Annotated in this window: 10 protein-coding genes and 1 pseudogene; 2 read left to right on the top strand and 9 right to left on the bottom strand. The window is 50.5% G+C overall.

The window, feature by feature from the left end; all coding sequences use genetic code 11:
* Window positions 1–36 precede the first annotated feature (36 nt).
* Complete coding sequence (tkt, locus tag QEN31_RS03875; RefSeq protein ID WP_000098655.1) at window positions 37–2,028, bottom strand: transketolase; 1,992 nt, start codon at window positions 2,026–2,028, stop codon at window positions 37–39.
* 275 nt (window positions 2,029–2,303) lie between these two features.
* Here tkt and QEN31_RS03870 point away from each other — a divergent pair, with 275 nt between their 5' ends.
* On the top strand, window positions 2,304–3,062 hold the full coding sequence (locus QEN31_RS03870; protein WP_000701830.1) for a M48 family metallopeptidase: 759 nt from the start codon (window positions 2,304–2,306) through the stop codon (window positions 3,060–3,062).
* Window positions 3,063–3,074: 12 nt separating this feature from the next.
* On the opposite strand, the pseudogene QEN31_RS25335 reads toward QEN31_RS03870, so the two are convergent.
* From QEN31_RS25335 to QEN31_RS03840, 7 genes and pseudogenes are all read right to left on the bottom strand, one after another.
* Window positions 3,075–3,159, bottom strand: a pseudogene (locus QEN31_RS25335) (hypothetical protein); the annotation flags it as partial.
* A gap of 3 nt (window positions 3,160–3,162) precedes the next feature.
* A complete protein-coding gene (speB, locus tag QEN31_RS03865) occupies window positions 3,163–4,083 on the bottom strand; it encodes an agmatinase (protein ID WP_000105550.1) in 921 nt (306 codons plus the stop codon).
* Window positions 4,084–4,287: 204 nt separating this feature from the next.
* Window positions 4,288–5,244 (bottom strand): alpha/beta fold hydrolase, encoded by a 957-nt coding sequence (locus QEN31_RS03860; RefSeq protein WP_014344408.1) that lies wholly within the window; start codon window positions 5,242–5,244, stop codon window positions 4,288–4,290.
* Window positions 5,245–5,457: 213 nt separating this feature from the next.
* Window positions 5,458–5,931, bottom strand: a complete 474-nt coding sequence (locus QEN31_RS03855) for a YhcH/YjgK/YiaL family protein (protein WP_000965538.1) — start codon at window positions 5,929–5,931, stop codon at window positions 5,458–5,460.
* 38 nt (window positions 5,932–5,969) lie between these two features.
* Window positions 5,970–6,977, bottom strand: coding sequence for an Ldh family oxidoreductase (locus QEN31_RS03850; RefSeq protein ID WP_000104231.1), 1,008 nt, complete (start codon window positions 6,975–6,977; stop codon window positions 5,970–5,972).
* Window positions 6,978–6,990: 13 nt separating this feature from the next.
* Complete coding sequence (locus tag QEN31_RS03845) at window positions 6,991–8,007, bottom strand: zinc-binding alcohol dehydrogenase family protein (RefSeq protein WP_000853913.1); 1,017 nt, start codon at window positions 8,005–8,007, stop codon at window positions 6,991–6,993.
* Window positions 8,008–8,009: 2 nt separating this feature from the next.
* Entirely contained in the window at window positions 8,010–9,482 is a 1,473-nt protein-coding gene (locus tag QEN31_RS03840) for a mannitol dehydrogenase family protein (protein WP_000379524.1), read from the bottom strand.
* Between the two features lie 840 nt (window positions 9,483–10,322).
* Between QEN31_RS03840 and QEN31_RS03835 the strand changes: the two genes are divergently transcribed.
* On the top strand, window positions 10,323–10,409 hold the full coding sequence (locus tag QEN31_RS03835) for a hypothetical protein (RefSeq protein ID WP_001275591.1): 87 nt from the start codon (window positions 10,323–10,325) through the stop codon (window positions 10,407–10,409).
* A gap of 314 nt (window positions 10,410–10,723) precedes the next feature.
* Here QEN31_RS03835 and QEN31_RS03830 read toward each other — a convergent pair whose 3' ends face one another.
* Entirely contained in the window at window positions 10,724–11,524 is an 801-nt protein-coding gene (locus QEN31_RS03830; protein WP_001576357.1) for a FadR/GntR family transcriptional regulator, read from the bottom strand.
* Window positions 11,525–11,565 lie beyond the last annotated feature (41 nt).

Here is an 11,565-nt window from a genome sequence, read left to right as displayed (position 1 = left end):
GTCGCCGAAGCGACCCGTTTTATGCCGTATTAAGGATTACAGCAGTGCTTTCGCTTTGGCGATCACGTTGTCCACCGTGAAGCCAAACTCTTCAAACAACAGCTCTGCCGGAGCAGACTCACCGAAGGTGGTCATCCCGACAATAGCGCCGTTCAGGCCGACGTATTTGAACCAGTAGTCAGCGATACCCGCTTCAATCGCCACACGCGCAGAGACCGCCTTCGGCAGCACGGATTCACGGTAAGCCGCATCCTGCTTGTCGAACGCGTCGGTGGACGGCATGGAAACCACGCGCGCCTTCACGCCTTCGGCAGTCAGTTTTTCGTAAGCGGCAACCGCCAGCTCAACCTCTGAACCGGTCGCAATGAAGATAATCTGCGGCTGGCCCGCACAATCTTTCAGTACGTAACCACCGCGGGCGATATTCGCCAGTTGCTCTTCAGTACGTTCCTGCTGCGCCAGGTTCTGACGGGAGAGGATCAGCGCGGTTGGGCCATCCTGACGCTCTACGCCATATTTCCACGCCACCGCGGATTCCACCTGGTCGCACGGACGCCATGTGGACATGTTCGGCGTTACGCGCAGGCTTGCCACCTGCTCGACCGGCTGGTGCGTCGGGCCATCTTCGCCCAGACCGATGGAGTCGTGGGTGTACACCATCACCTGACGTTGTTTCATCAACGCTGCCATACGCACTGCGTTACGGGCATATTCGACGAACATCAGGAAGGTGGAGGTGTACGGCAGGAAACCGCCGTGCAGGGCGATACCGTTGGCGATAGCGGTCATACCGAATTCGCGCACACCGTAATGAATGTAGTTACCTGCGGCATCTTCGTTAATCGCTTTCGAACCGGACCACAGGGTCAGGTTAGAAGGAGCCAGGTCAGCGGAGCCGCCGAGGAATTCCGGCAACAGCGGACCGAAGGCTTCGATGGTATTCTGGGACGCTTTACGGCTGGCGATTTTGGATGGATTCGCCTGCAGTTTAGCGATGAACTCATTCGCTTTCGCATCGAAGTCAGCCGGCATGTCGCCTTTCATACGACGAGTGAATTCAGCAGCTTCCTGCGGGAAGGCTTTCTCATAAGCCGCGAATTTCTCATTCCATGCAGACTCTTTCGCCTGGCCGGCTTCTTTCGCATCCCACTGGGCGTAGATTTCAGACGGGATTTCGAACGGCGCGTATTTCCAGCCCAACTGTTCGCGGGTCAGCGCGATTTCCGCGTCGCCCAGCGGCGCGCCGTGGGAATCGTGGGTACCCTGTTTGTTCGGCGAACCGAAACCGATGATGGTTTTGCACATCAGCAGGGACGGTTTGTCAGTCACGGCGCGAGCTTCTTCCGTGGCGCGTTTAATGGCGTCGGCATCGTGACCGTCAATGCCACGGATAACGTGCCAGCCGTAGGCTTCAAAACGTTTCGCGGTGTCATCGGTGAACCAGCCTTCAACATGACCATCGATAGAGATACCGTTGTCATCATAGAACGCGATCAGTTTGCCCAGTTTCAGAGTACCAGCCAGAGAGCACACTTCGTGAGAAATGCCTTCCATCATGCAGCCGTCGCCCATAAAGACGTAGGTGAAGTGGTCAACGATATCGTGGCCAGGACGATTAAACTGCGCCGCCAGAGTTTTCTCGGCAATCGCCATCCCGACGGCGTTGGCAATACCCTGACCCAGCGGGCCAGTAGTGGTTTCAACGCCAGCGGTGTAGCCCACTTCCGGGTGACCAGGGGTTTTTGAATGTAGCTGACGGAAATTCTGCAGCTCGGACATCGGCAGGTCATAACCGGTGAGGTGCAGCAGGCTGTAAATCAGCATTGAGCCGTGGCCATTGGACAGCACGAAGCGGTCGCGGTCGGCCCAGGACGGGTTGGTCGGGTTGTGGTTCAGGAAATCACGCCACAGGACTTCGGCAATGTCAGCCATACCCATCGGGGCACCCGGGTGACCGGACTTGGCTTTCTGTACTGCGTCCATGCTCAGCGCACGAATAGCATTGGCAAGCTCTTTACGTGAGGACATTTTGACTCCAGATCGGATGTTGAAAGGCCATGCCCGTAACGACTTGACGACAGCGCGTTTTGGGCTACGCCGGAAAATTTGCCAACAATTTACCCCAAGCCGCGCGTCATGTACATGGAACATCCTTTTACCGCTTCAGAAATCTCCGGATCATGCTCGTATGTTGCGCAATTAGCTAACTTGCCTGCCATGCTTTTCTTTATACTTAACCCAGGCGCTAATTCATCTGCAACGGGCGCATTTCAAAATAATATTGATTCGTATGGAAGAGAAAAATGAAAATTCGCGCTTTACTGCTTGCTTTGGGCATGGCGACGGTGCTGACCGGTTGCCAGAATATGGACTCTAATGGACTGCTTTCTTCGGGCGCTGAAGCTTTTCAGGCCTATACGTTAAGCGATGCGCAGGTAAAAGCGTTGAGCGATCAATCCTGTCAAGAGCTCGACAGTAAAGCGAAAATCGCGCCGGCGAGCAGCGAATACACTAAACGACTGGCAAAAATTGCCGCCGCGCTGGGGGATAACATTAACGGCCAGCCGGTGAACTATAAGGTTTACGAGACGAAAGACGTCAACGCGTTTGCCATGGCGAACGGTTGTATCCGCGTCTACAGCGGACTGATGGATATGATGACCGACAACGAAGTTGAAGCCGTGATCGGCCATGAAATGGGCCATGTCGCGCTGGGTCATGTAAAGAAAGGGATGCAGGTCGCGCTGGGCACTAACGCCGTTCGTGTTGCGGCGGCATCGGCAGGAGGCGTAGTCGGCAGCCTGTCGCAATCACAGCTTGGCGATCTTGGCGAAAAACTGGTGAACTCGCAGTTCTCTCAGCGTCAGGAGTCCGAAGCGGATGATTATTCTTACGATCTGTTGCGCAAACGCGGTATCAGTCCGGCAGGACTCGCCACCAGCTTTGAGAAACTGGCAAAACTGGAAGCGGGTCGTCAAAGCTCGATGTTCGACGATCACCCGGCGTCCGCCGCACGCGCACAGCATGTGCGCGATCGTATGAGCGCGGACGGGATCAAATAATCCCCGAACAGTGCCGGATGGCGGCGTGAACGCCTTATCCGGCCTACAAGCATCAATCAGCTGTAGGCCGGATAAGCGCAGCGCCATCCGGCAAAACAACTTACTCGCCCTTCTTCGCCGCCTGGATATAGAGCATTTCTAATGCCAGCGTCGCGGCCGCCAGAGCGGTGATCTCCGACTGATCGTAAGCCGGCGCGACTTCCACTACATCCATACCGACAATGTTCAGATCTTTCAGACCGCGTACCAGTTTAATGGCGCGATCGGAGGTCAAACCGCCGATCACCGGCGTACCGGTGCCAGGCGCAAACGCCGGGTCCAGACAGTCGATATCAAAGGTCAGATAGACCGGCATATCGCCGACGATCTGTTTCACCTGAGCGAGAATATCATCCACGCCGCGATCGTTGACCTGGCAGGCATCCAGCACGGTAAAGCCATTGTCTTTGTCAAACTCAGTACGAATACCGATCTGTACCGAATGATGCGGATCGATCAGGCCTTCTTTCGGCGCGGTGTAGAACATCGTGCCGTGATCGAATTCGCAGCCGTTAGCGTAGGTATCGGTATGCGCATCAAAATGTACCAGCGCCATTTTGCCAAAATGTTTCGCGTGGGCGCGCAGCAGCGGCAGCGTGACGAAGTGGTCGCCGCCGAAAGAGAGCATACGCTTGCCTGCAGACAGCAGTTTTTCAGCGTGCGCCTGTAATTTTTCGCTCATTTCACGGGCATCGCCAAACGCATACACCAAATCGCCGCAGTCCACGACGTTCAGGCGCTCGCGCATGTCAAAATTCCACGGGAAACGGTGATGTTCCCAGGCAAGGTTGGTCGACACCTGACGGATCGCCGCCGGGCCATGACGGCCGCCAGCGCGACCGGACGTTGCCATATCAAACGGTACGCCAGTGATCACCCAGTCGGCATCGCTGTCATACGGCTGGAAGTTCATTGGCAGACGTAAAAAACCAAACGCATTAGAAACCAGTGAGTTATCGTACTGATGACCTAAGGTGCTCATGGCAAAAACCTCTTCTTAGTCAATATAAAAAAACCCTCCCGCGTCGTTAGGCCCGACGAGGAAGGGTTTGAATTTGTTTACGGCTCAAAGTTTACTCTGACAGACCGCATTATTGAAGTCAGTTTAGCCAGGTACAGTAGACAACGCCCGAAAAAAATATATATCCAGCGCAAATCAGTAGGCTCATACGTCCATCGCGGTCAGTTAAGAGGCCTTAGGGATTTGCCGCTGTAAAAACTCAAGCACTAATGCGTAAAACAGCGGTGTTTTTCCTGGCGTCTGGAAAATGGCGTGACCGCTACCGGGAATGAGGGTCATCTCCGCCTGAGGCAGCAGCCGGTACAGCTCGGTAACTTCTTCAACGGTGAAAAATTCATCCCGGTCGCCGTCCAGTAATAGCACAGGAATGTGGATTTTTTTCACCTCTTCTTCCGCCAGCGATGTGGGCGTTGTCCACATTGGCCAGACACCTTTGAGGAACGTGCGCCAGTAGTCTTTTTGCTCTGGATGATGCATGTTCTGATAAAATTTAACCATCCCGGGCGCATCCGAAGCCATTTTATCCAGATCGCGATCCGTCAATTGCCCCTGAGGCATTCCTTTACCATAAAAAATTTCCATCCCCTGCATGTAATGGGTCGTAGCAAAGCGATGCGTTGCGCCGCCGACGATAGCAGCGCGCGCTAGATCCGGGTATCGGCTGGTTAACTTCAGAACGACCATGCCGCCATCGCTGTAACCCATCACCAGCGGTTTTTCCAGCTTCAGCGCTTTAACAAAAGCCGCCATATCTTCCGTCATCAGATCATAGCTAAACGTTCCTTGCGGGTTATTGGTTAATCCATGTCCACGACTGTCCGGCATGATGACGCGAAAATATCGAGATGCCTCTTTCGCTAATCCCTGCCAACTTTTCGCCGTCAGACCACCACCGTGAATCAACAGCAGCGGAGGCCCCTCGCCCTCTTCAACGTAATGAATTTTGATACCATTCGCTTCCACAAATTTATCTTTGTCCATCGTTGTTGCTGAAGCATTTATTAAAAATATAATATTGATAATAAAAATAAATGCTAATTTAAAAATATGATTCATAACACCTCGCCAATCACTTTCCGTGTAAAAGACCATATTATTCAGATTGAACAAAAATAACATCAAAATCGATTTGTATCATTTTCACTTATTTACCGGGGAGACCCCGCATCCTCTTTTTACAGAACGTAAAAAGCCTTTCCGCGATTAACCCCAACGCGAAAAGGCTCTGAAGTCAGAAAAGTGCCACCTTATTCATTCTGGCTGTAATTCAGGATGACTTGAAGGTCTCTTCCTGAATTGCATTTAGCGCTTTCTTTATTCCTTCGCCTGACAAGACTAGCTTGACTCGCTAAATGCCGTGGCCGGAATTTTCACAATCGCTTTTTTAACCGGCGCAGGTTTACCACGCGTACAAAGCGGACGGTGGACCTGGTTGGGATAAAAAAGCGCGAAATCGCCAGGATTTAATGTAACGAACTGCTCATTAGCGACACATTCAGGAAAGATGATGTCATCAGGAAGATGCTCAAGCTCCTTTATCCTGGTATCAATTTTGTTGGAATAGCCAATCTCCTCATAACCGCTTAGTAAAATCTGAACATCGATATATTTTTTATGAAGTTCAGCTTTGCGGTTTAACGAAGAGTGTGTTTCTCCTTCGCTTATCATAAGAAATGACTCCGGGAAAGAAAGTTCATATCTACCAGCAGGCTGATCTTCAGCTATCTTCACCGCTTCGATGATAAGTTTTTTAATAATGTGGTTAACGTAAGGTAATAAAGTAAGCTGCTCTATATTTCCATATAGCATACTATAGTTATCCTAAATAATGGTCGTGATTATAATTATCAGCCAATCAGGTACTGGTAAATACCTTCAGCCACAGGAATACCTTCTTTTAAACATTTTTCTTTATAGGCGATTTGCGGATCGTTTGGCGCCAGCACTTTATCAACACCGGGCATCGGTTTTACAGCCCTTAGCTCATTGACCATTGTGCTCATTATTGAGGAAAACAGCGGATTGCCCAACATCTGCGGATCAATAACGATAACCAGACTCGCTAACTTGCGCATCTTGTCATAGTCGCCATACATCCGAACAATATGGTTGCTAAAGTTTGCCCCCATCAGGACGCCCGTGAGCGCATCAATCGCCAGGGCAATACCAGAACCTTTGTGTCCGCCAAAGGGCAGCAGATTTTCAATTTTATGCGGATCGGTAGTGATATGTCCCTCTTTATCCAGCGCCAGACCATGACCTATTGGTTTCCCGGTTTCTTTGGCGTGCAGAATTTTACCAAACGCAATGGCGCTGGTCGCCATATCGACGATCATCGGATGGCTGTCTTTAACGGGGAAGCCGAAGGCGATTGGGTTAGTCCCCAGAAAGCGCTCCGCGCCGCCATACGGCGCAACACAGGTATCCGTTTGCGTCATGGCGATAGCCACCATTCCCTGGCTTGTCGCCTGCTCAATGAACCACGAGAGCGCGCCGCAGTGGGACGTATTTTTGACGCTGACGAAACCCAGCCCCGTCTCTCTCGCCAGACTAATAGCGTGATCTGTCGCCTTTATCAGCGCGCAGTGTCCCATTCCATCATCAGAGTCCAGAATAGCGACTGAAGGCGAAATCTGTTCGATGCTGAATGTTGCTTTTGGATTGAGCCCGCCTGCGTTCAGGCGGGTACAATAGTGCTCTACGCGAATAACGCCGTGGGAGTGAACGCCGGTAATATCGGCATGAACCAAAACGTCGGCTACCTGCTGCGCCGTTTGCGCGTCAAGACCCGCCTGGGTGAGTTTATTAAACGCCAGCGCTTTCAATTCATTTTCTTTGACTAATATTGTTGACATAACTATCCCGCTATTAAAATTTGATAACGCCTTTAACCAATTTTTTGTTTTCTACCACGTTCTTCTGGTACTGGTTGCCGAACGTATAGAAATCGAATTCCTGGTTTTTCATCATTGTTTCGCTAATAGCGCCCTGAGCCATTAGCTCAATGACACATTCGAAGTCTTCCCGCGTCGCGTTACGGCTGCTCAATAGCGTGGTCTCTTTTTTATGGAAGGTCGGATCGTCAATGACGAGCTCGCCGATATACAGCCCGATGAAGACGATTTTTCCGCCGTGACGAATCAGATCGACAGCGCGGCTCATGGAGGATTTATTGCCGGTGGCATCAAGCACAGTGCCGGCTAATTCACCGGAGAAACAGGCTTTCAGCGCATCAATATAGTCGTCTGACGACGGATCGAGCGTTGCAACGCCTACCTTTTCGGCGACCAGACGACGGCGTTCGGCGTCAATATCAGCTACCGCGACGCGAGCGCCTTTGGCTTTTGCTATCGCGGCGGCGGCCAGCCCAATCGGCCCGGCGCCGACCACCACAATGTTTTGCTGCGGCTTCACGTCAGCGCGGCGTACTGCATGGGCGCTGATGGCGAAACACTCAACCAGCGCGCCCGCGCTGTCAGTGAGGTTATCCGACAGTTCAACCAGATTTTGTTCACGAACGGCCAGATATTCGCTAAAGCCGCCGTCCTGGTGAACACCATACAGCGAGACGTTCTCACAGCAGTTGGTTTTTCCTTCCCGGCAGGCTGCGCAAGCGCCGCAAGGAATACAGGGAATAACGCTATAGCGTTGGCCGACCTTCGCCGTGCTGCACGATTTACCTAACATTTCAGCCACGCCGCAAATTTCATGACCCAGCACGCGCGGATAGGCAAAAAAGGGCTGGCGACCGGCAAACGCATGGATATCGGTGCCGCAAATACCAACCGCTTTAATTTTTAACAGTACTTCATCGTCTTTTAAATGAGGAATATCCCTTTCAATGTATTCGATATTTCCCGGATTATTACAGATAAGCGTTTTCATACTTAACCCTTTGAAGATAAACGGTGAATGGTGGCCGTGACGCCATGTAATTCAATATGGTTAAAGGCCTGCTGAATGTTGTTTAAAAAGTCTGCGTTGTCGCTGGCCAGCGTTCCAAAGATGCTATTTATCTGCAGCAAAGACAGCGCTTGTTCCCATCGCGTGTTTTTATTTTTAATAGCCGCATTGAAGGTATCATTGAGCGGGTCGGCCACGCTCTGCCCCTGAGAGAGCGTATTAATGACGTAATGGAGCCAGCCCGCAATCAGCGTCGCTAACGCCCTGCCCTTAACACCGCGCGCCTGGAGCGTCAGATAAGGATCGACGGCCCGCTGAGGCAGCTTCTGAGAACCGTCCATCGCAATCTGTCCGGTCTTATGTTTAATATTCGGGTTGCTGAATCGATCAATGAGCAACTGCGCATATTGATGTACATCTACCGCCAAATTCGGGCGCAGCGATTTTGCCTGCTCTTCCGTCATTAAATGATGTACGGCGGTTTTAAAAGCGTCGTCTTCCATGCACTGATAGATAAACTCATATCCGGCCAGGCTGCCGTTATAGGCGAGAAACGAATGGCTGCCATTCAGCATACGAAGTTTCATTTCTTCATAGGGAAGCACGTCCGAGACGAACATCGCCCCTGCTTTATCCCAGTCAGGACGACCGGCAACGAAATTATCTTCGATAACCCACTGACGGAAATCCTCGCATACGATGCCGCAGGGATCGGCAAAACCGATCTGGTCTTTAATCATGTCAAATTGCTCTGGCGTCATTGCCGGCACGATGCGATCGACCATGGTGCCAGGAAAGGTGACATGCTTCGCTATCCAGGCCGCCAGTTGCGGATCGAGATTATCGGCAAACGTAACGATCGCCGTTTTGGTCAAATGACCGTTTTCCGGAATGTTATCGCACGACAGTACACTAAACGGGGGAAGCCCTTGCTGGCGGCGTATCCGTAGCGCTTCGACGATCAGTCCGAGTGCTGACCGGGGATGTTCAGGATCGGCAAGATCGTGTTTGATGAGCGGATGGCTGAGATCGAGCGTTCTGGACCGTGGATCGGTGCAGTAACCTTTTTCCGTTATCGTCAACGAAACAATTTTTACCTGCGGCTCAGTCAGCTTCTCGATCGCCGCCTGAATACCTGACTTCGGCGTATGCAACGCGCCGGTGATGGTACGAACCAGGCGACTATTGATGGCGCTGGCTGACGTTTCCACCACTGAAAACAGCCCCTGTTGCGCATTTAGCGCATCCACCAGCTCCGCATCGCCGAACAGATTCAGTTCAAAAATCCCCCAGCGGTTGCCGGTTATCTCATTCGTGAGATCGTTATAAACAGCCTGATGACCACGGTGAAAGGCGCCAAATCCAATATGTACGATGTTGGCTTCCATTCCCTGACGTGAATAAGTCGTTTTGAATTGGTGCCTTGCGGCGTCTAACTGGCGAGCTATGGTGTCCATGAATTTTTCCCACTCCTGTTTTGTTTACCAATTCTGCTTAAACACCATACCAAAATCCGTGAATATGATCACACTCATGGCACCAGATTCTTTACCATGGTATGCTGACTAATAGCCAATGAATAAAAATAATTTATTTATCAATTAGTTATAAAAAGCACTTCTCAGGATAAATTTTACGATTCACAAAAGCGTGATTTTGATTAGAAAAATCGGCCACAAATTGGCATACCACCCATACAACCCGTAATCATTAAACCACATGAAAAACAATATCTTATTGAATAACACGCCCGCTGCAAGTGTATATGTCACGCATGATTGGTTCAATAATTACCCGAAATACAGCAAACCAAACCTGATAATTTGTCTAGTGAATTAATGAACTCAATTTATTATCAGCATCAACATTAACCTAAGAACATCAGTTACGGTTTTGATCATCCGGGTCGCTGCTAAAGCGATGAGGAGTGAGCCGCCTTTAGACGTAATTGGCAAATTAATCCATTGATTTAAAACAGGAAAAAATTGATGAAGACGCGGATTAGGCACGTTGAAACAAAGCTTTCAAAGCCCCTCTGGCCGAGGTCTTAGTTGACGTGAAACATGGCATAATAGCCATTTCGAACTGGTAACCACGACGATTACGCTGGAAGACGGTTCAACTGGCACCGGATATACCTATACCGGCGGAAAGGGAGGGTATGCAATTAAAGCGATGATCGACCACGATCTTGCCCCGGTACTGTCAGGGAAAGAGGCGCTGCGATTGACGATATCTATGACTTTATGGAATAGCATATTCACTATGTGGGTTGCGGAGGCATCGCGTCGTTTGCGATGTCTGCGATGTCTGCGGTGGATATCGCCCTTTGGGATTTGAAAGGCAAACGTGAAAAACTGCCGCTGTGGAAAATGGCTGGTTGAAGGCGGCGCGTCTGTCGACGAATAGCGGTCGTTTGGTATGCTCGCTCGGTATGCAGGAATTACACGTCAGACTGGTTTCCGCATTCGAGACTGGCTGACTGGAGGTTCACAGTTTCCCAATCGATCAATATACCAAACATCCGCTGGTGGTCGACAATTATCGCGCCGTGGCACCGGACACCTACGGCATTGGCGTAGAGTTTGACTGGGATAAGCTGAGCGTTTACGAAGCCTGATTCCCTCTCTCCGGGCTTGTTTTTGGCGGCAGGCCCGGTTAATCGCTGACAAAAATGTCATCCGCCTGAAAATAGCCGTCAGGTGGCGAAGAAAAAATCATCAAAATCTTCCAGCGAATCATCCTGTTGGAAGATTTTTACCAGCTCATTTTTACTGTTTTCAAGATGGGTCCACGAAGCCTGTCTGGCCTGCTCAGCATCGCGTTTTTGCAATGCAAGGAAGATACTACGGTGATCTTCCACCCATTTCATTCTTAACTCTTTCTTATGTAAATACTTATAGTTTAACTGCTTCCAGCGCGGATTTTCGGTCCTGACAGCCCGCCACAGCTCGGCAGATTGTTTCATTAATACACGATTTTGCGTGGATTCCGCGATGATATTGTGGAACTGGCGATCCAGTTCTTCAAATTTGTCGCTGTCGCCGCCAATCTGCTTTTCCTGCTGCTCAATAATACGTTTAAGCTGCTTAAGTTCATTAAATCTGATTTGCGTAGCGGCAAAACCGGTGATGTTACTTTCGATGACCTGCCGGGCCTGTAGCAATTCAAAGGGGCCAATGTCTGAGTAAGGCAAGAGCGCTTTTTGATTGATTTTTTCCAGACTATCAATAAAGTAAGTGCCTGCGCCTTGCTTAACCTCTACCACTCCCTTCAGCTCAAGCATAATAATCGCCTCACGAATCGTCGTGCGGCTGGTTTGAAAACGCTCGCTGAGTTCTCTCTCCGCCGGAAGTCGCTCGCCAGCTTTAAATACCCCTGAATAGAGTAGTTCTTCTATTTGCAGCCCTATATCAAAATAGCGCCGCTTGGTTAAAATTTGTTCCATGCACATACCTATGTAGACAGCAATTGCTCCACTTGAGGGTAGTGTAAACAAATCCTAATGTTTATGGTAAACAATTTCCCTGCCAGAGAGTG

The sequence above is a fragment of the Salmonella sp. SA15303 genome, from assembly GCF_029962125.1.
Lineage (GTDB): Bacteria > Pseudomonadota > Gammaproteobacteria > Enterobacterales > Enterobacteriaceae > Salmonella > Salmonella enterica.
This window is presented reverse-complemented; position numbering and strand designations above follow the sequence as displayed.